The sequence below is a fragment of the Streptomyces sp. NPDC017225 genome (assembly GCF_044331465.1).
GTDB lineage: Bacteria > Actinomycetota > Actinomycetes > Streptomycetales > Streptomycetaceae > Streptomyces.
Map to the genome: position 1 here is coordinate 223,434 of NZ_JBIRNE010000002.1, position 17,235 is coordinate 240,668.

Consider the following 17,235-nt stretch of genomic DNA (forward strand, 5'->3'; position numbering starts at 1 on the left):
CCTGTCGCGCGAGGCACCCTTCTCGCCGAAGCGCCCGATGCCGTCAGGAAGGTGGAAGGGCCGGTGGGTCCGGTGGGTCCGGCCGCCGCGCGGCGGCCGGCCGCATGCCGAACAGGAAGCGTGTCACCGGCGTCCTGCGCACCCCGTACTCGTACCCGACGAGGATCACCCCCAGCGAAGCCGTCACGATCACCGCGTACTCGACCGCCATCGGCGCGGACCATCCGACCACGCCGTAGGCGAAGGCGACCACCACCGGCTGGTGCAGCACGTACAGGGGCAGCGCGGCCACCCCCAGATACCGCAGGGCCGCGTCCCGTCGCGCCGCCCGGCCGCCGGTGCCGGGCCGTGTGCGTGCCGTCCGGTTCCGGGGCCGGTCCAGCAGGCCGAGGATCGAGACCACCCAGCACCAGCCGGCCGCCCCGAAGACCGCCCGGGTGAACAGGGCGAGGGGTGTCCATGCCGTGAACGGATCGTCACCGGCGACGAATCCGGGCGCGGACCCGGCGAACAGCACCAGTCCGAGCAGACCCACCGGTACCGCCGCGCGGCGCGTCACCTCCCGGATCCGCCCGTCGTCGGCGAGGGTGAGGCCGCACAGGAAGAACAGCAGGTAGGCCCAGCGGTTCCAGCCCGCGTACTCCTCCTCCATGCCCAGCAGCGCGTTGACGGCGGCGAGCGGCAGCGCGGGGAGCAGCAGCAGGGCCGGGTGGCGGCGCAGAACGGGGGCCACGCGTCCGGCGCCGGTCGTCAGCCGGGTCGCCACCGGTGCGAGCAGCAGGCAGAAGGCGAGCAGCAGGACGACGAACCACAGATGCCCGGTCTCGAAGTGGTCCCCCTCCACGACGAAGGGGAAGTCGGCCGGATCCGGGCGGACGGTCAGGAAGCGCGGCCAGAACCGCCAGTACGACTCGTCGTAGCCCGGGTCGGCGGCGCGCAGCCGCAGCCACTGGGGGAGGGGGCACAGGACGGCCGTAGCGAAGACGAGGGGGACGCCGAGGCGCAGCAGGCGTTCCCGGGCGAACCCGCCGGGCCCCCGGCGGCGGATCGAGTGCCGGGCGCCGAGACCGGCGACGAGGAACAGCATGGGCATGGCCCACACCACACCGAACCCGGCGACCACGGTGACGGCGTCCGTGGTCTGGGCGTTCTTGACGTAGAAGTCGTCGTCCGGTGAGAAGACGAGGGCGGTGTGGAAGAAGACCAGTCCCAGTACGACGAGAGCGCGCAGCGCGTCGAGTTCGCCGCGCCGGCGGGCGTCCGCACCTTGCCCCGTGTCCGCCCCTCGCCCCACGTCCGCGCTCATCGGCTCTCCCGCCCGAGGTGCGCCCAGTGTGGGGGCAGCGGGCCGGGGAGGACAGCCTTCCGGCACGGCCCTCGGGCCCGGCCACCGGGTACGGCGGTTCAGCGCACGCCGTGCGGGCGGAACTGGACGCTGATGCGGGGCCCGGCGGCGCGGGTGCTCTTGGGGACGCAGTGCTCCCAGGTGCGCTGGCAGGAGCCGCCCATCACGATCAGGTCGCCGTGGCCCAGCGGACGGCGCACGGTGTCACCGCCTCCGCCCGCCGGGCGCAGCAGCAGGTCCCTGGGCGCCCCGACGGACAGGATGGCGACCATCGTGTCCTGGCGCGCGCCCCGTCCGATCCGGTCGCCGTGCCAGGCGACGCTGTCCCGGCCGTCGCGGTAGTGGCACAGCCCGGCGGTGGTGAAGGGCTCGCCCAGCTCCTCGGCGTAGTGCGCGGACAGCGCGTCGCGGGCCTCGGCCAGCAGCGGGTGCGGCAGCGTGTCACCGACACCGTAGAAGGAGAGCAGCCGGGGTACGGCGACCACCTGGTCGTACATGGCCCGCCGCTCCGCGCGCCACGGGACCTCGGCGGCCAGCCGCTCGAACAGCGCGTCGGCACCGCTCAGCCACCCGGGGAGCAGGTCGATCCAGGCACCGGAGCCCAGACGGGTGCGGCGCAGGCCGTCGAGCGGGCCGAGCCGGGCCTCGTCGGTCTGGTCGAAGAGCGAGCCCTGGAGGTGCGTGGTCATGGCACCAGCGTACCCCTTGTTCGAATGTGAGTTCTATTGCTGGGGGTGCATGGATCCGTCACGAGACCTGTGGATACAGCGCTGTATCCGATACATTTCCGTATCCAGTGGCGAGGGAGGGCCGGACATGGCGGTGAAGGAGACGGCCGGCCGCGTCACCCGGCGGCGTGTGCGGACCCGCGCGAACCTCCTGGACGCGGCGTTCGCGGTGTTCGCCGCCAAGGGGTTCGGCCGGGTGTCGATCGAGGAGGTCTGCGAGGCGGCCGGATACAGCCGGGGCGCCTTCTACTCGAACTTCGGCAGCCTCGACGAGCTGTTCTTCGCGCTCTACCGCGAACGGGCCGACCTGATCGCGGAGCAGGTGTCCGGCGCCCTGGCGCAGGACGGTCCGGACCTGGACGTGCCCGCCGCCGTGAACCGTGTCACCGAGGTGCTGCTCCTGGACCGGGAGTGGCTTCTGGTGAAGACGGACTTCCTGGTGCACGCCGCTCGCGATCCGGCCGTGGCACGGGCCCTGCTGGAGCACCGGGCGCGCCTGCGACGCGCGATCGCCGACCGCCTCGCCCGGGCGCGCGGGCACACCACCCTGCCCGCCGTGCTCGGCGACACCGACGGCGCCGCGCACGCCGTGGTCGCCGCGTACGACGGAGTCACCACCCAGCTGCTCCTGGACCGGGACGTCGAGCACGCCCGCGCCTGGCTGGGCCGACTGCTCACCGCACTGCTCACCGAGGGCAGCCGCACTCCTTGACCCCCTGACCCTCGCGACCCCGAACCACTCGGACCCCCGAATCCCTGGGACCCCCGAACCACTCGGACCCCCAGGCCTTTTGAACCCCCATTGACACGGAACAGGAAGGGACGGTCGCCATGGATGCCGACGTCATCGTGGTCGGAGCGGGTCTGGCGGGCCTGGTCGCGGCCCACGAACTGACCAGCCGGGGCAGGAGGGTGGCCCTCGTCGACCAGGAGAACGCGGCCAACCTCGGCGGGCAGGCCTTCTGGTCCTTCGGCGGTCTCTTCCTCGTCGACTCCCCTCAGCAGCGGCGCCTCGGCGTCAAGGACTCCTTCGACCTGGCCTGGAACGACTGGCAGGGCAGCGCGGGCTTCGACCGGACCGAGGACGAGGACTCGTGGGCGGTGCGCTGGGCCCGGGCGTACGTCGAGTGGGCGGCGGGGGAGAAGCAGTCCTGGCTCGCCGGGCACGGCATCACCTTCCTGCCCACCGTCGGCTGGGCCGAGCGCGGCGACCTCCGGGCCGGCGGACACGGCAACTCCGTGCCCCGCTTCCACATCGCCTGGGGCACCGGCACGGGCGTCGTCGAGCCGTTCGTGCGGTACGCCAGGCAGGCCGTGCGCGACGGACTGCTCACCTTCCACCACCGCCACCGCGTCGACCACCTGGTCGTCGAGGACGGCACCGCGCGCGGCGTGCGCGGCACGGTACTGGCCGAGGACCACTCGCCTCGCGGGGTCGCCTCCAGCCGTGACGCGATCGGCGAGTTCGAACTCACCGCCCAGGCCGTGATCGTCACCTCCGGCGGCATCGGCGCCGACCACGACATCGTCCGCCGCCACTGGCCCGAGCGCCTCGGCACCCCGCCCGCCGAGATGGTCACCGGCGTCCCCGCCTACGTCGACGGGCGGATGCTCGGCATCAGCGCCGAGGCGGGCGCACGCCTGGTCAACCGCGACCGCATGTGGCACTACACCGAGGGGGTGCGCAACTGGGACCCGGTCTGGCCCGGCCACGGCATCCGCATCCTGCCCGGACCGTCCTCGCTGTGGTTCGACGCGCTCGGCCGCCGCCTGCCCGAACCGTGCCTGCCCGGCTACGACACCCTCGGCACCCTCCGGCATCTGCGCACGGCCGATGACCTCGCCGGCCACGACCACTCCTGGTTCATCCTCACCCAGAAGATCATCGAGAAGGAGTTCGCGCTCTCCGGCTCCGAGCAGAACCCCGACATCACCGCGAAGGACCGCGCCGGGTTCCTGCGCGAACGCGTCCTCGGCAGGGGCGCGCCGGGCCCGGTGGACGCCTTCCTGCGCAACGGCGCCGACTTCGTGACCGCGCCGAACCTGGAACAGCTCGTCGACAGGATGAACGGACTGACCGACAAGCCGCTCCTGGACGCCGCCGTGATCCGGCGTCAGATCGAGGCCCGCGACCTCCAGATGGCCAACCCGTACGCCAAGGACGCCCAGGTCCAGGGCATCCGCAACGCCCGCCGCTACATCGGCGACCGACTCGGCCGGGTCGCCACGCCGCACCGGATCCTCGACCCGGCGGCGGGCCCGCTGATCGGGGTCAAGCTGCACATCCTCACCCGCAAGACCCTCGGCGGCATCCAGACCGACCTGGACTCCCGCGCGCTGGGCGCCGACGGCACACCCGTCGAGGGACTGTACGCGGCGGGTGAGGTGGCCGGCTTCGGCGGCGGCGGGGTGCACGGCTACAACGCGCTGGAAGGCACCTTCCTCGGCGGTTGCCTGTTCTCCGGACGGGCGGCGGGCCGGGCCGCGGCACGTCAGACCGCCTGACGGCACAGGCCGTTCCGCTCCGTCTCCACACACTCCACCGAGTCCGGGCCCTCACCGATTGCATGCCGTCGCGGGGTCCGGGCTGTCGGGGGTCCGGGCTGTCGTCGGGCCCGCGCGTCGCGAGCTCAGGCCCCGTCGAGGAGACGGAGCAGCACGGCGGCGTGGCTCTCCCCGGGCGACTTGGACGCGGTCAGCAGCGTCACGTCCCCCTCGCGCGCCAGCTCCCGTACGTGGTCGAGGAGCTCGGCCGCCTCCGGGGCGGCCAGCTCGGCCTCGTACCGCTCGGCGAACTCCTCGTAGGAGCCCTCGTCCGCGTGGTACCAGCGGCGGAGCTCGGTCGACGGGGTGATCCCCTTGGGCCACTCGTCCACGTGCGCGGCGTCCTTCGCCACACCCCGCGGCCACAGCCGGTCCACCAGGACCCGCACGCCGTCGTCCGGTTCGGGCGGGTCGTAGACGCGGTGCACACGGACACTCATGGCCGGGTTCCTTCCCACGGTCGGCCGGAACGGTGTTGTCGCGAGCCCTGTCCGGCGCCCGCGCCGGACCCGGTCAGCCGGACCTCCGGCGCACGGCCTCGCGGCGCTTGAGCGCACGGCGTTCCAGCTCGCCGGTCCCGCCCCAGACACCGAGGGTCTGCCCGGTGTCGAGCGCCCACCGCAGACACTGCTCCTGGACCGGACAGCGCCGGCAGACCGCCTTCGCCTGCTCGGTCTGCGAAGCGGCCGGACCGGTGGTGCCGATCGGGAAGAACAGGTCGGGGTCCTCCGCGCGGCACGCGGCGTGCTCTCGCCAGTTGTCCATCAAAGTCACCTGCGATCGGTATCGTTCGCGCCCTCGTGAATGCCTTACTCCCTTGCGGGTGACCTGTCGACAGCGGGGTGAAACCGGCGCGACGCCTCGGGCCGCCTGCCGCGCCTACCTCAGCGGCGCCTCCCGGGCCGCCGCCACCACCGCGTCGGCCACCGTCGCCAGCGCCGGGGAGTCGAGTTTCCACTGCTGCCAGTACAGCGGGACGTCCACCGCCAGATCCGGGGCGAAGTCGACGATCCGGCCGGTGCTCAGCAAGGGCTCCGCCTGCGGCTCGGGCACCATGCCCCAGCCCAGGCCGGCGGCGACGGCCTCGACGAAACCCTCCGAGGTCGGCACGTAGTGGCGGGCGGGACTCGCGCCGCCGTGACCGAGCCGCCGTGCGAAGCCGTCCTGGAAGTCGTCCCGCCGGTCGAAGAACACCACCGGCGCCTCGGCGAGCACCTCCCGCAGCGGCCCGTCCAGATGCCGCGCGGCGAACCCGGGGGCGGCGCAGGGGAGATACCGCATCCGGCCCAGATACCGGACGGCGCAGCCGGGGACCGGGTCGGGCGACGAGGTCACCGCGGCCATCACCACGCCCTCCCGCAGCAGGGCCGCCGTGTGGTCCTCGTCCTCACGGCGCAACTCGAAACAGAGCCTCGGCTCCCGGGGCACCCGCGTGAGGGCGCCGAGGAACCAGGTCGCGAGCGAGTCGGCGTTGACGGCGACCGAGACCCGGGTCGGCTCACCGGCCCCGCCGCTCAGCCCCAGTTCCGCGTACGCGTCCCGCTCCAGCCGGGCCACCTGGCGGGCCAGGCGGACCAGCACCGCGCCGGAATCCGTCGGCCGCACCGGCTTGGTGCGCAGCAGCAGCACCCGGCCGGTGCGCTGTTCCAGCGCCTTCACCCGCTGGCTGACCGCGGACGGTGTCACGTGCAGCGCGGCGGCGGCCGCGTCGAACGTGCCCTCGTCCACCACGGCCAGCAGGGTGCGTACCTGGTCCAGCGGCAGGTCCGCGAAGGCCGCCGTGGTCGTTCCCGTCATGCCTGCCCGTCCGTCGTACCCGTCATCAAGAACGCTAAGGTTACGTAAGAATCTTTAGCTGTACGTCCCGTGATCGCCCGCTTAGCGTCGAGAGCATGCACAACGCCCTCTCCGCCGCGGCCGCCGGCTTCGGCACCGGCCTCTCGCTCATCGTCGCCATCGGTGCCCAGAACGCCTTCGTCCTGCGCCAGGGGATCCGCCGCGAAGCGATCCTCGCGGTGGTCGGCATCTGCGCGCTGTCCGACGCCCTGCTCATCACCCTGGGCGTCGGCGGGGTCGGCGCGGTGGTGGTGGCCTGGCCGGGCGCGCTCACCGCGATCGGCTGGATCGGCGGCGCCTTCCTGCTCTGCTACGGCGCGCTGGCCGCCCGGCGCGTGTTCCGGCCCGTCGGTGCGCTGCGGGCGGACGGCGACGCCGCGGGCTCCCGCCGCCGGGCGGTCCTCACCTGCCTGGCACTGACCTGGCTCAACCCGCACGTCTATCTCGACACCGTGTTCCTGCTGGGCTCGGTCGCCGCCGACCAGGGGCCGCTGCGCTGGACGTTCGGCCTCGGTGCCGTCGTCGCCAGCCTGTGCTGGTTCGCCGCGCTCGGATTCGGTGCCCGCTACCTCGGCCGCTTCCTGGCCCGGCCCGCGGCCTGGCGCGTACTCGACGCCCTGGTCGCCGCCACGATGATCGTGCTCGGTGTCACCCTCATCGCCGGAGCCTGAGCGGGAGCCGGCCCGGCCCCCGCTCAGGCGCCGTCTCACAGGGAGCCGCGCCCGTGCAGCGCGTAGTGCTCCATGAGCCGGCCCCTGGTGGTCTCCAGCCGGTGCGCGAGGATCTCGGCGACCGAGCGCACCAGCACGATGCCCAGCTGCGGGTCCTCCTCGCACAGGGCGAGTACCGAGGCCGCCTCGAACTCGTAGGCGCGTACCGGGCTGAAGGCCTCGGCGCCGAAGTCCCATTCGTAGGGCGGGAACAGCCAGGACCAGCCGAGCAGGTCGCCCGCGCCCAGGCCGGCCACCTGGACCTGCTGCACGGACGTCACTCGCTGGGTCAGGGAGACCGCGCCGGAGCGGATGACCCAGAAGCGGTCGGCCCTGCCGCCGGCCTCGAAGATCCGGGCGTCCTCCGGGAAGGAGACCTCCCGGGCGAGTGCCGTCAGCCGATCGCGCTGGGGAAGGGGGAGGGCGGTCAGCAGTTTGATCGCTTTGGTCATGGCACGGGGCTCCTCGCCGGCGATTCGGTTCCGGGGCTTTCCCTATGCCCATTTCAGTCGCTCGCAGCGCCCTCAGCACCTCGGCGGACGGCCGATTTCCGTGCGGATTCCGTGCCGGATCCGGGGACGGCCGGGCCCGGACATGAAAAAGCCCTGGCTGGACGGGGGAAGCCAGCCAGGGCCGTAATCGGTGACGTACGAAGGACACTTCCGTCGACCCCGTCGCCACGTATGGATGAACGCTAAACCATCTACGGGGCTTCCACGAAGCGGGAACCGGGTCACGTGACCCGTTTCACTCGCCGGCTCCGCCGCCGATGCCGTCCCGCTCCCGGATCACCCCTCGTGCTCGGCGACGACCCGGATCGTCTCCAGCTCCGGATCGCTCGGGTCCGGCAGGTACATACCGGCCTCCAGTCCGCTGCGCAGATACCGCAGGACGGGTTCGGCCAGCCGCTCGCCGGGCAGGACGGGCGGGATGCCGGGCGGGTACGGCGTGATCATCTCCGCCGCGACGCGGCCCGCGGCCCGGTCGAGCGGCACGTCCTCGGTGGGGCCGAAGAACGCGTCCCGGACCAGGCCCGCCTGCGGCATCCGCAGCTCGGACGGCGAGGGCACCGCCACGCGCGGAGCGGCCTCCAGGCCGGGGGCGGCGTGCGCGAGGTCCTTGAGCGCGGCCAGCAGCTCGCCGGCGGTCTCCCGGTCGTCGCCGTGGGTGATCTGCGCGCCGATGCGACGGTGGTCGGTGATGTGCGCGATCACGCTCCGGTGCTCGCGCAGCCAGTCCGCCGCCTGGAAGCCCGAGATGCCGAGCCCGTCCAGGTCGATGATGACGGGCAGCGGATCGAAACCGTGGGCCAGCCCCGGGCCGCAGAAGTCGTCCCGGTCGTTGACGTGCATGCCGTCGATCTCCTCGACGGCCGCGCGGACCTCGGCCGCCAGCTCCAGGGCCCCGCCCATCAGCTCGCGTCCGCGCAGCGCCATCTGTCGGCGCCAGCCGTCCAGCCCGGCGAAGATCAGTGCCGAGGGGCTGGTGGTGCCCAGCAGGTCCGCCCGCATGCCGAGCAGCTTCGGCGGGACCAGGTCACCGCGCAGATGGAACACGGAGCCCTGCTCCAGACCACTGCCCATCTTGTGGATGCTGGTCACGCAGATGTCGGCGCCCGCGTCCATCGCCCAGGACGGCAGATCGGGGTGGAAGGGCAGATGTGCTCCCCACGCCTCGTCGACGATCAGCGGCGCCGAGCGTCGGTGGCAGACCTCGGCGACAGCCCGCAGGTCGGCGCTGGCGCCGTACGGTGTCGGGCTGGTGACCAGGGCGCCCTTGGCGTCGGGATGGGCCTCGAACGCCTTCTCGAACTCCGCGGCGGACGGCGGATGGGCCAGGTGCCGCTCCGCGTCCCAGCGCGGCTCGACCCAGGCCGGTTCGATCCCGGACAGGATCAGCCCGGAGACGACGGACTTGTGGGCGTCCCGGCCGATCAGCAGCTTCTCGTGCGGCCCCGCGACCGCCAGCATCGCCGCCTTCACCGACAGGGACGACCCGCACGTCGAGAAGAACGTGTGGTCGGCGTGCACCGCGTCCGCCATCAGCTCCTGGGCGCGCTGCAGCACGCGTCCCCGGGTGAGCCGGTCGTCGAGTCCGCCCGCCGCCAGCACGTCGCCGTAGAAGACGGCGTCACCCAGCACCTCGCGCACCGCCGGGTCGGCCCCACGCGCCTGTTTGTGTCCCGGCGGCGTGAACGACAGCCGCCCCTCGCGGCGGTAGTCGACGAGGGCTTCCAGCACGGGTGCTCGGGTGTGGTCGGCCGTCATGCCGGTCCGGTTTCCCGCCCGGCCCCCGGTCAATCGTCGCTCCGCCCCGACCGGCGTCCGGTCCGCCTCCGCCGCTGTCCGCCCGGGCCGCGCGCCCCGTCACTCCGGGTTCCGGCCCGGGGTCAGCACCTCGTCCAGCACCCGCAGGACGGCCTCGTACGCGATCGTCCGTACGGCGGCGTCCCGGGAGCCCTCCGGGTCGGTCGGCCGCAGCTCTTCCCTTCGCGCCCGCCAGGTCCGCTCCTGAGCCACCGCACAGGCCCTCGCGCGGTGCATGCGGCGCAGCAGTTCGTCCGAGTCCACAACATCCGTCATGTACTCCGCGTACCCCCGCAGAGCCCGTGGATGGCCGCTGGGCCGTACGGAGGGCCGGAGGTTTGGGGATACGGGCAGAGGTCAGCCGGAAGTAACGAGGCCCGCACGGCGCACGGACGCCGTGGGGCCGCGGATCCGGCTTATCTCACCGATCAGGGAGCTGACGGATGTGTGACAGGCACACGACCGAGCCCGTCGTCGAGCAGCACGGCGCGGACCGGCACCGGCGGTACCGGCCGTGCAAGCCCGCCGAGGCACGCCGAACGGTCGAACGCGTCGTCACCGAACGCTGCGGCACCGACGGCCGCACGTCGTGCGACGTGGGCGCCCTGTCGGACGTCGTGCTCGTCGCCTCGGAACTGGCCACCAACGCCATCCTGCACGGTGGCGGCATCACGGACTTCCAGGTCGACGTCGTCGGGCCGGGCGTCCGGCTCTCGGTGTGCGACCGCAGCCACGACCTTCCGGTGGCCGTGCCGGCCACCGACCCGCAGGGACGCCGCCGCGTCGGCGGCCGGGGCTGGCCGATCGTCTGCCGGCTGGCGTGTGACGTACGCGTGGCAGATCTCGCCTCGGGAGGCAAGTGCATCACCGTGGTCGTTCCGCTGTCCTGAGTACTTTTCGAAAAGCGGAGTTTGTTCCACCGGGGCAGGGGCAGTCGCAAGTTCGTGCTTCGGACCGGAGGCGCAGCAGCGGGAGCGGTATGGCTGCTCAGGCCCTCCGGGTGGTGACCCGGACAGTGCCGTTCCCGCGGAAAGTCCCCTGAGACCACCGTTCAGGAGCGAACGCGCATGCTCATCGAAACGCCCACCATCCGTCCCGGAACCACCGAGTCCACCAACGCTCCCGCGGCTACCGCCACTACCGCCGCTCCCGCCCGTCGCCGGCACGACGACGCACCCGACACCATGGCCCTCTTCGGCCGGCTGGCGGGGCTGACGGACGGGCCCGAACGCGACGCCGTCCGCGACGAACTCGTCACGTCCTGGCTGCCCATGGCCCACCGGATCGCCGGGCGGTTCCGGGACCGCGGCGAGTCCATCGAGGACCTGCGCCAGGTCGCGGCGCTCGGACTGGTGAAGGCCATCGACCGCTTCGACCCGGAGCGGGGAGCCTTCGAGAGTTACGCCGTGCCCACCATCACCGGCGAGGTCAAGCGCCACTTCCGGGACCGCATGTGGGCCCTGCGGGTGCCCCGCCGGGTCCAGGAACTGCGCAACAAGGTGCGGGTGGCCCGGCGCGAGCTCACCCAGAGCCCGGGCAGCCCCGAACCGTCCGTCGCCGCCGTGGCCGCCCACACCGGACTGACCGAGGACGAGGTCAGCGCCGGCATGGAGGCGCTGGAGAGCTTCAGCACCCTGTCGCTGGACGCCGAACTCTCGGCCGGCGACGACGGCTACAGCCTCGCGGACACCCTCGGGGCGGCGGACACCTCGTACGACACCGTGATCGACCGCGAGTCCGCCAAGGAGGGACTGCGCAGGCTGCCCGAACGTGAGCGGGCCATCCTCTACATGCGCTTCTTCGAGGACATGACGCAGAGCCGTATAGCCGACCACCTGGGCATCTCGCAGATGCATGTCTCGCGGCTCATCAGCCGCAGCTGCGCGCGCGTGCGCGACGAGGCGATGGGGCAGCGGGCCGTCCGCCGGGGGACCGGCCGGCCGGTGCGGACCTGACGGACCGAGGAACCGAGGACCCGAAGACCCGAAGACCCGAAGACCCGAAGACCCGAAGACCGAGGACCGAGGACCGAGGACCCAGGGAGGAACGAGACGGATGCTGATGCCTCACCCCGTGGTGCTGCGCGGGCTCGTCGAGGAGTACGAGGCGGCGGTGGCGCACGAGGCCGCCGACGACAGGGGCGGACCGGGGCCCCGGACGCGGGACCTGGCGTACACGCTGTGCGTGTCGACCGGCACGCGTGACGTGGCACGGGCCCTGGAGGCCGCCCGCCGCTGGCTCGCGGTCGGAACGGCCCCGGCGCCCGCCCCGGTGCCCGTAGCCGTCGTCGAGACCGTCGGAGCCCGGGACTGACCCACGGCGGACAGGGGACACCTGGTGGGCCCGACTGCCCGCACGCCGGTCGACGGCGTGCGGGCGGTCGGACTGTGTGCGCCGAACCCCCGCGCGGCGTCTGCGCGCCCGAGCGTGTGCGCCGAAGCCACAGCCCGGTGTGCGGCCGGAAAGCCGGGGCATCCGGAGTCCGACGGGAGGGGAGGACCACATGAACGCACGTGTCATGGCACGTATGGGACAGGGCCGGGCCCGCCGGGCGGCGAACGGGTCGGCCGCGGAGGGGGCCGCCCGGGCGGGACTCACCGCTCGCGGCGTGATCTACCTGCTGGTCGGCATTCTGGCCCTGCAGATCGCCTTCGGCACCGGGAACCGGCAGGCGGACCGGGGCGGCGCCCTGGCCGAGCTGTCGGACAAGCCCTTCGGGGCCGTACTGCTGTGGGCGCTCGGCATCGGGCTCGTCGGCATGGCGCTGTGGCGGCTGTCCGAGGCACTGTTCGGCGCCACGGGCAAGGACGGCAGCACGGCGAAGAAGCGGTTGCCGGCCGCCGCCCGCTGTGTCTTCTACGCCTTCGTCGCCTACTCCGTACTGGCCTTCGCGGCCGGTACCGGTTCCAGCGGCTCCAGCGACCAGCAGTCCCGGGACGTCACGGCCCGCGTGATGGAGATGCCCGCCGGCCAGTGGCTCGTGGGCGTCGCCGGCGTCGTGGTCGTCGTCGCCGGCGTGGTGATCGGCGTACAGGCACTGCGCCGCAGCTATCACAAGAAGCTGAAGCTCGGCGCGCTGAGCCCCCGGGCCCGGCGGCTGGTCGACGTCACCGGCGTCGGAGGTGGCACGGCCCGCGGACTCGTCTTCGCCGCGGCGGGCGCCTTCGCCGTACGGGCCGCCGTCGACTACGCGCCCGACAGGGCGAAGGGACTGGACGACACCCTCCGCTCCTTCGCCGACACCCCGCTCGGCCCCTGGCTTCTGGTCTGCGTCGCCGCGGGTCTGGTGCTCTTCGGCGTCTTCTCCTTCGCGCTCGCACGCTGGCGTCGCGTCTGAGCCGCGCCGCACGGGGAACACGGGTCGAATGAACGAACACGAGATTCCTCCGCCGGACGGACGTCCCGTGGACGTCTACCTCGACCTCCTGCGCATCCGCATGGAGACCCACGACTACCAGATGCTGCTCAGCGTGGTGGAACCCGTCCTCCAGGCGATCGACGAGCACCAGATGCCCACCATCGACTTCTCCCTGGACGGGGACAACGCCGAGGCGCTGCCCCAGGAGATCAGGGACGAGGCCGCCCTGGTCATCGCCACCGCGGTCACGGGCCGGCTGGACAACGAGGTCGTCGAGATCAGCACCGACGAGACCGGTCCGGTCCGGGTCGTCACCGACGCGGTCACCGCCTCCGACCCCGAACGGCTCGGCGAGATAGCCGACTACCTCAAGGAACGCCACCGGCAGAACGACGAACTGCGCGGCATCGCCGAGGCGAGCGGTCTGCCCAGCGACTTCTGACCGTCACCGCCGACGACCGTCACCGCCGGCCCACACCGCCGACGACCGTCACCACCACGACGCTCCATGCCACCGACCGTCACGGCGCCGGCGTCCTGACCGGCACGCCCAGTGGCCGGGCGAGGCCCACCACGGCCTCGTCCAGGCGCTCCAGGTGCCGCAGTACACGGCCGGTGATGCGGCCGTACCGCGGCACCCCGGCGGCGTCCGGCTCCAGCAGCGAGGCGATGCTCGGCCCGGTCTCCACCTCGGTCCCGGCGTCCTCGTCCGCGACGTGCGCGGCGATCGCCTCGATGTTGCGCACCGTGCGCCGCACCGCCCCACGCAGCCGGGGGTCGGCGGCGATCGAGGGATGGGTCGGCAGCAGCTCGGCCGTCGCGGCCAGCGACCGCGCGTGATAGGCGCAGGTCTCCAGCAGCGCCACCACGTACTGGGCCGTGTTGCGCCGGGCCCGCAGCGGCGTGATCGGATGGGTCAGCGGCTGGGTGGCCGCCCGCAGATCCCCCAGCGCCTGGTCCAGCTCCCGCGCCGTGTCCAGCAGATCGGCCGCCGCCCCGCCACTGAGCTGGTCGACGGCGCCCTCGGTGACATCCGTGAGCCGCTCCAGCACCGTGCCGAGCAGTTCGTTCGTACGGCGGTCGGTCCGTATCGGCAGCACCAGCGCCGCCGCCGCGATCCCGCAGGCCGCGCCGAGCGCCGTCTCCTCCACGCGCAGCAGCAGGACCGACAGGCTGTAGGTGTGCAGCAGGGTGTACAGCAGCCCCAGCATCGCGGTGACGAAGAACGACATCAGCGTGTAGGACAGCGGGGCGGTGTAGAACATCGCGAAGATGAGCAGCAGCACCAGCCCGAACGCGACCCAGGTGTGGCCGCCCACCAGGCCCGCCAGCACGATGCCGGCCACCACCCCGAGCATGGTGCCCAGCACGCGGCGGTAGCCCTTGACGAGGATCTCGCCGGTGGAGGCCGTGTTCAGGAAGACGATCCAGCAGGCGAGCACCGCCCAGTACCAGCGCTCGGCGGACAGGAACTCCCCGCCCACGATGGCCAGTGACGACCCCACCGACACCTGCACCGCGGCGCGCGTGGTGGGCCGCCGCAGCCCGGTCGGCTCCTCCTTGGGAGTGTCCTCCTCACCGGCGTCGATGGCGGCGTCCTCGGCGTCCAGTTCCTCCCGGGAACGGGTCGTCGCGGGCGTGTCGTCCGACTCGTCCTGCGGCCCGTCCAGGGCGATCCTGAGTCCCATGACCGCGCGCGCCGTCTCGCCGAGGCCCCTGAACACGTCCTGGACGGCCGGTGTCGCCTCGGGCAGGTTCTCCTCGTCGCGGTAGCCGAGGAGCCGGTTGCGCAGATGGGACAGCGCGGTGCCGCGTGCCTCGGCGGGCGGCCGCAGCACCAGGGTGCGCAGCGCCCCCAGATCGCGGCGCAGTATCTCCGTGGCCTCGCCGGGCGCGGGCGAGCGGCCAACGGTGGGTGCCGGCGCGCCCGGCAGATGCAGGGTCAGGGTGTCCGCCCGCTCGGCGCTGCGCGCGGTCAGCAGCAGCAGGCCCAGCCGCTCGGCGGCGATCTCGGCGTCCGCGATGCGCCGCTGTACCAGACGGGCCGTGGACGCGTCGGGAGTGCCCTCCTCCAGCCGGGACTGGATCATCAGTGCCGTCTCGTGCAGCCGAGCGGTGCCGTCGCGCAGGTGCTCGAGGGTCTTCTCGATCTCGTCCGGGCCGGCGTCCAGCAGTTCGGTCTGCGTGGCGATCAGCTGGGCCAGCCGGGCGCGGAACGCCTGCCGCAGCCGCTGCAGAATGCCCGCCGACGTCGCCGGTACCACCGCGAAGCGCACCACCGCGCTGCACGCGAACGCGACCACGATGGCGCCCCACAGCCCCGGCAGCGCCGACACCTTCGCGTCGACGAATAGGGACACGAAGTAGACCTGGAAGCCGATCAGCCCGAGCGCGGTGCCGCGGTCGCCGAACCGGCGGACGAAGACGGCGCAGAAGATGAGTACGACGAAGAAGGCGTCACCGATGACGACCCGGGAGGCGAGCAGCGCGCTGACCGACACCGAGACCAGGGCGACGGGCAGGCCCAGCGCCACGGTGACGGCCTGCGCGCCGGACTCGTTCTCGCGGATGGCGAAGGTGGCGACCATCGCCGTCATGGCGCCCGCCACCAGATGGGGGACGTCCGCGCCGAACACGGCGAGCACCGCCAGCGCCAGGGCGATCGCGCCCACCGTCCGCAGCCCCGCCGTCAACCGCAGCAGCCCGGGGTCGGACGCGGCGAGGCGGTCCCGCAGCCGTGTCCGCGCCGAGCGCCCCGCTGCCTTCACGCCGCCGTACACTCTCCCGATTCACGCCTGACTCCCGGCCGGTTCGCGCCGAGATCCACTTCTCAGCATGTCATGCCGCGAGCCGGTCCCGGCCGCGGGGTCACAGCTTCGCTTGGCCCGCCCCCCTGACACGCTCCCGCACCTGCTCCGGCGTCAGATACGCGTCGGTGTACTCGAAGTCCTTCAGCTTGGCCGGTTTGCGGGCCTGGAAACCGGTGCGTACGAAATCGTCACCGGCGACCGCGTTGAGCGCCCAGTTGGCCGCCACCCGGGCCTTGGCCACGCCCGTGCGCAGCGCCGACCAGTGGTAGCCGCGGGCCACCGCCTGGGCGGGCAGGCCCTTGAGTTCGACTCCGAGCGGCTTGGAGACCGCGTCGGTGCCGCCGAGGTCGACGACGAGACCCAGGTCCTTGTGGACGTACGGCCGCATCGGCTGGTTGCGCAGGGTGGCGATGACGTTCTCGGCGACGTGCCGGCCCTGCCGCATGGCGTGCTGCGCGGTGGGCGGGCAGACGGCGCCCTCCTGGCCCCTGGCGAGGTCGGGCACGGCGGCGGAGTCGCCGAGCGCGAACACCCCGTCGTGGTGGGGAAGGCACATGTCGGCGGTGACCGCGAGCCGTCCCTTGACCGTCTCCGCGCCGAGCGTGGCGATGAGCGGGCTCGCCACCACACCGGCGGTCCAGATCAGCGTGCGGGTGGGCACCACCCGGCCGTCCGTGAAGGTGACCTCCTCGGGTCCGGCCTTCGCGATGGACACGCCCAGGGAGATCTCGATACCGCGCCGCGTCAGGACCTCCTGCGCGTCGCGACCGAGCTTCTCGCCCAGCTCGGGCATCAGCTTCGGGGCGATGTCGATCAGATGCCACTTGATCAGGCTCGGGTCGAGCCGGTGGTAGCGCTTGACGGCCGCGTGCGTCAGCCGCTGCAGGCAGGCCGCGGTCTCGGTGCCCGCGTAGCCGCCGCCGACCACCACGAACTGCAGCCGGGAGGCGCGCTCCGCGGGGTCCTGACTGGCGTCGGCGAGGTCCAGTTGCGAGATGACGTGGTCGCGGATGTACGCGGCCTCCGCCAGCGTCTTCATGCCGAACGCGTGGTCGGTGAGACCCGGGATGTCGAAGGTGCGGGTGATGCTCCCCGGGGCCAGCACGATGTAGTCGTACGGCTCGTTGACGATCTGGTCGGTGATGGTGCGCACCACGCAGACCTTCGCCTTGAGGTCCACCCCGATGGCGCCGCCCGGGATGATCCGGGTCCGGTACTTGCTGCTGCGGCGCAGGGAGAGCGCGATCGACTGGGGCGTCAGCACCCCGGAGGCGACCTGGGGCAGCAGCGGCAGATAGAGCTGATAGGAGAACGGCGTCACCAGGGTGACGTCGGCCTCGTGGGGGGAGAGCCTCCGCTCCAGACGGCGGACGCACTCCACGCCGGCGAAACCTGCGCCGACCACCAGGATCCTGGGTCGTGTCACGGTGTTCATCCCTTTCTGCGGCTCCGGGCGGTCTGCCGCGAACCCCATTCGCCTGCCCGTGGATCGCTGCTTCGCACCTCGTCGATCCCACCGCGCCCACGCGGATTCGGCCAGCGGGGCGCGGCAGGCAGGCGACACACCCTGATCACCACCATGCCCCGCCCGGGCCCGG

General features: G+C 72.8%; 18 protein-coding genes. 8 read left to right on the forward strand and 10 right to left on the reverse strand.

From position 1 onward, the window contains the following. Positions 1 to 43 precede the first annotated feature (43 nt). Both ACH4NX_RS04690 and ACH4NX_RS04695 read right to left on the reverse strand, forming a co-directional pair. A complete protein-coding gene (locus ACH4NX_RS04690; RefSeq protein WP_398126975.1) occupies positions 44 to 1,306 on the reverse strand; it encodes an acyltransferase in 1,263 nt (420 codons plus the stop codon). A gap of 98 nt (positions 1,307 to 1,404) precedes the next feature. Continuing rightward, complete coding sequence (locus ACH4NX_RS04695) at positions 1,405 to 2,034, reverse strand: alpha-ketoglutarate-dependent dioxygenase AlkB (RefSeq protein ID WP_351398814.1); 630 nt, start codon at positions 2,032 to 2,034, stop codon at positions 1,405 to 1,407. A 127-nt stretch (positions 2,035 to 2,161) separates the two neighbouring features. Here ACH4NX_RS04695 and ACH4NX_RS04700 point away from each other — a divergent pair, with 127 nt between their 5' ends. Both ACH4NX_RS04700 and ACH4NX_RS04705 read left to right on the forward strand, forming a co-directional pair. Next, positions 2,162 to 2,785 (forward strand): TetR/AcrR family transcriptional regulator, encoded by a 624-nt coding sequence (locus ACH4NX_RS04700; protein ID WP_351398812.1) that lies wholly within the window; start codon positions 2,162 to 2,164, stop codon positions 2,783 to 2,785. A gap of 119 nt (positions 2,786 to 2,904) precedes the next feature. Further along, complete coding sequence (locus tag ACH4NX_RS04705) at positions 2,905 to 4,578, forward strand: FAD-binding dehydrogenase (RefSeq protein ID WP_398126974.1); 1,674 nt, start codon at positions 2,905 to 2,907, stop codon at positions 4,576 to 4,578. Positions 4,579 to 4,703: 125 nt separating this feature from the next. On the opposite strand, the gene ACH4NX_RS04710 is transcribed toward ACH4NX_RS04705, so the two are convergent. The 3 genes from ACH4NX_RS04710 to ACH4NX_RS04720 form a co-directional block, all read right to left on the reverse strand. Next, on the reverse strand, positions 4,704 to 5,057 hold the full coding sequence (locus ACH4NX_RS04710; RefSeq protein WP_351398808.1) for a DUF488 family protein: 354 nt from the start codon (positions 5,055 to 5,057) through the stop codon (positions 4,704 to 4,706). A gap of 73 nt (positions 5,058 to 5,130) precedes the next feature. Beyond that, positions 5,131 to 5,382 (reverse strand): WhiB family transcriptional regulator, encoded by a 252-nt coding sequence (locus ACH4NX_RS04715; RefSeq protein WP_351398806.1) that lies wholly within the window; start codon positions 5,380 to 5,382, stop codon positions 5,131 to 5,133. A 114-nt stretch (positions 5,383 to 5,496) separates the two neighbouring features. After that, a complete protein-coding gene (locus tag ACH4NX_RS04720; RefSeq protein ID WP_398126973.1) occupies positions 5,497 to 6,414 on the reverse strand; it encodes a LysR family transcriptional regulator ArgP in 918 nt (305 codons plus the stop codon). Positions 6,415 to 6,509: 95 nt separating this feature from the next. Here ACH4NX_RS04720 and ACH4NX_RS04725 point away from each other — a divergent pair, with 95 nt between their 5' ends. After that, complete coding sequence (locus ACH4NX_RS04725) at positions 6,510 to 7,124, forward strand: LysE/ArgO family amino acid transporter (protein WP_351398803.1); 615 nt, start codon at positions 6,510 to 6,512, stop codon at positions 7,122 to 7,124. Positions 7,125 to 7,159: 35 nt separating this feature from the next. Here the strand turns inward: ACH4NX_RS04725 and ACH4NX_RS04730 are convergent, their stop codons facing one another. From ACH4NX_RS04730 to ACH4NX_RS04740, 3 genes are all read right to left on the reverse strand, one after another. After that, on the reverse strand, positions 7,160 to 7,615 hold the full coding sequence (locus ACH4NX_RS04730) for a cyclic nucleotide-binding domain-containing protein (RefSeq protein WP_351398801.1): 456 nt from the start codon (positions 7,613 to 7,615) through the stop codon (positions 7,160 to 7,162). A 336-nt stretch (positions 7,616 to 7,951) separates the two neighbouring features. Next, positions 7,952 to 9,430 (reverse strand): aminotransferase class I/II-fold pyridoxal phosphate-dependent enzyme, encoded by a 1,479-nt coding sequence (locus tag ACH4NX_RS04735; RefSeq protein ID WP_398126972.1) that lies wholly within the window; start codon positions 9,428 to 9,430, stop codon positions 7,952 to 7,954. Between the two features lie 99 nt (positions 9,431 to 9,529). Then, positions 9,530 to 9,745 carry a hypothetical protein gene (locus ACH4NX_RS04740; protein WP_351398796.1) on the reverse strand — a complete coding sequence of 72 codons (216 nt, stop codon included), beginning with the start codon at positions 9,743 to 9,745 and terminating at the stop codon, positions 9,530 to 9,532. A 167-nt stretch (positions 9,746 to 9,912) separates the two neighbouring features. Between ACH4NX_RS04740 and ACH4NX_RS04745 the strand changes: the two genes are divergently transcribed. From ACH4NX_RS04745 to ACH4NX_RS04765, 5 genes are all read left to right on the forward strand, one after another. Beyond that, a complete protein-coding gene (locus ACH4NX_RS04745; RefSeq protein WP_351398794.1) occupies positions 9,913 to 10,359 on the forward strand; it encodes an ATP-binding protein in 447 nt (148 codons plus the stop codon). Positions 10,360 to 10,536: 177 nt separating this feature from the next. After that, positions 10,537 to 11,424 carry a SigB/SigF/SigG family RNA polymerase sigma factor gene (locus ACH4NX_RS04750; protein WP_398126971.1) on the forward strand — a complete coding sequence of 296 codons (888 nt, stop codon included), beginning with the start codon at positions 10,537 to 10,539 and terminating at the stop codon, positions 11,422 to 11,424. A 100-nt stretch (positions 11,425 to 11,524) separates the two neighbouring features. Further along, the gene (locus ACH4NX_RS04755) at positions 11,525 to 11,782 is read left to right on the forward strand and encodes a DUF5133 domain-containing protein (protein ID WP_398126970.1); all 258 of its coding nucleotides are present in this window, start codon (positions 11,525 to 11,527) and stop codon (positions 11,780 to 11,782) included. Positions 11,783 to 11,972: 190 nt separating this feature from the next. Next, a complete protein-coding gene (locus ACH4NX_RS04760) occupies positions 11,973 to 12,806 on the forward strand; it encodes a DUF1206 domain-containing protein (protein ID WP_351398788.1) in 834 nt (277 codons plus the stop codon). A gap of 28 nt (positions 12,807 to 12,834) precedes the next feature. Then, the gene (locus ACH4NX_RS04765) at positions 12,835 to 13,269 is read left to right on the forward strand and encodes a hypothetical protein (protein WP_351398786.1); all 435 of its coding nucleotides are present in this window, start codon (positions 12,835 to 12,837) and stop codon (positions 13,267 to 13,269) included. Between the two features lie 79 nt (positions 13,270 to 13,348). Here the strand turns inward: ACH4NX_RS04765 and ACH4NX_RS04770 are convergent, their stop codons facing one another. Next, positions 13,349 to 15,595: an FUSC family protein gene (locus ACH4NX_RS04770; RefSeq protein WP_398126969.1), complete on the reverse strand. Its 2,247-nt coding sequence runs from the start codon at positions 15,593 to 15,595 to the stop codon at positions 13,349 to 13,351. Between the two features lie 100 nt (positions 15,596 to 15,695). Continuing rightward, complete coding sequence (locus ACH4NX_RS04775) at positions 15,696 to 17,072, reverse strand: NAD(P)/FAD-dependent oxidoreductase (RefSeq protein ID WP_351398782.1); 1,377 nt, start codon at positions 17,070 to 17,072, stop codon at positions 15,696 to 15,698. Positions 17,073 to 17,235 lie beyond the last annotated feature (163 nt).

What these genes read in the sequence shown, in the direction of transcription:
- ACH4NX_RS04690 (WP_398126975.1), bottom strand. Translation starts at nt 1,306, where the DNA reads ATGAGCGCGGACGTGGGGCGAGGGGCGGACACGGGGCAAGGTGCGGAC.
- ACH4NX_RS04695 (WP_351398814.1), bottom strand. Translation starts at nt 2,034, where the DNA reads ATGACCACGCACCTCCAGGGCTCGCTCTTCGACCAGACCGACGAGGCC.
- ACH4NX_RS04700 (WP_351398812.1), top strand. Translation starts at nt 2,162, where the DNA reads ATGGCGGTGAAGGAGACGGCCGGCCGCGTCACCCGGCGGCGTGTGCGG.
- ACH4NX_RS04705 (WP_398126974.1), top strand. Translation starts at nt 2,905, where the DNA reads ATGGATGCCGACGTCATCGTGGTCGGAGCGGGTCTGGCGGGCCTGGTC.
- ACH4NX_RS04710 (WP_351398808.1), bottom strand. Translation starts at nt 5,057, where the DNA reads ATGAGTGTCCGTGTGCACCGCGTCTACGACCCGCCCGAACCGGACGAC.
- ACH4NX_RS04715 (WP_351398806.1), bottom strand. Translation starts at nt 5,382, where the DNA reads ATGGACAACTGGCGAGAGCACGCCGCGTGCCGCGCGGAGGACCCCGAC.
- ACH4NX_RS04720 (WP_398126973.1), bottom strand. Translation starts at nt 6,414, where the DNA reads ATGACGGGAACGACCACGGCGGCCTTCGCGGACCTGCCGCTGGACCAG.
- ACH4NX_RS04725 (WP_351398803.1), top strand. Translation starts at nt 6,510, where the DNA reads ATGCACAACGCCCTCTCCGCCGCGGCCGCCGGCTTCGGCACCGGCCTC.
- ACH4NX_RS04730 (WP_351398801.1), bottom strand. Translation starts at nt 7,615, where the DNA reads ATGACCAAAGCGATCAAACTGCTGACCGCCCTCCCCCTTCCCCAGCGC.
- ACH4NX_RS04735 (WP_398126972.1), bottom strand. Translation starts at nt 9,430, where the DNA reads ATGACGGCCGACCACACCCGAGCACCCGTGCTGGAAGCCCTCGTCGAC.
- ACH4NX_RS04740 (WP_351398796.1), bottom strand. Translation starts at nt 9,745, where the DNA reads ATGACGGATGTTGTGGACTCGGACGAACTGCTGCGCCGCATGCACCGC.
- ACH4NX_RS04745 (WP_351398794.1), top strand. Translation starts at nt 9,913, where the DNA reads ATGTGTGACAGGCACACGACCGAGCCCGTCGTCGAGCAGCACGGCGCG.
- ACH4NX_RS04750 (WP_398126971.1), top strand. Translation starts at nt 10,537, where the DNA reads ATGCTCATCGAAACGCCCACCATCCGTCCCGGAACCACCGAGTCCACC.
- ACH4NX_RS04755 (WP_398126970.1), top strand. Translation starts at nt 11,525, where the DNA reads ATGCTGATGCCTCACCCCGTGGTGCTGCGCGGGCTCGTCGAGGAGTAC.
- ACH4NX_RS04760 (WP_351398788.1), top strand. Translation starts at nt 11,973, where the DNA reads ATGAACGCACGTGTCATGGCACGTATGGGACAGGGCCGGGCCCGCCGG.
- ACH4NX_RS04765 (WP_351398786.1), top strand. Translation starts at nt 12,835, where the DNA reads ATGAACGAACACGAGATTCCTCCGCCGGACGGACGTCCCGTGGACGTC.
- ACH4NX_RS04775 (WP_351398782.1), bottom strand. Translation starts at nt 17,072, where the DNA reads ATGAACACCGTGACACGACCCAGGATCCTGGTGGTCGGCGCAGGTTTC.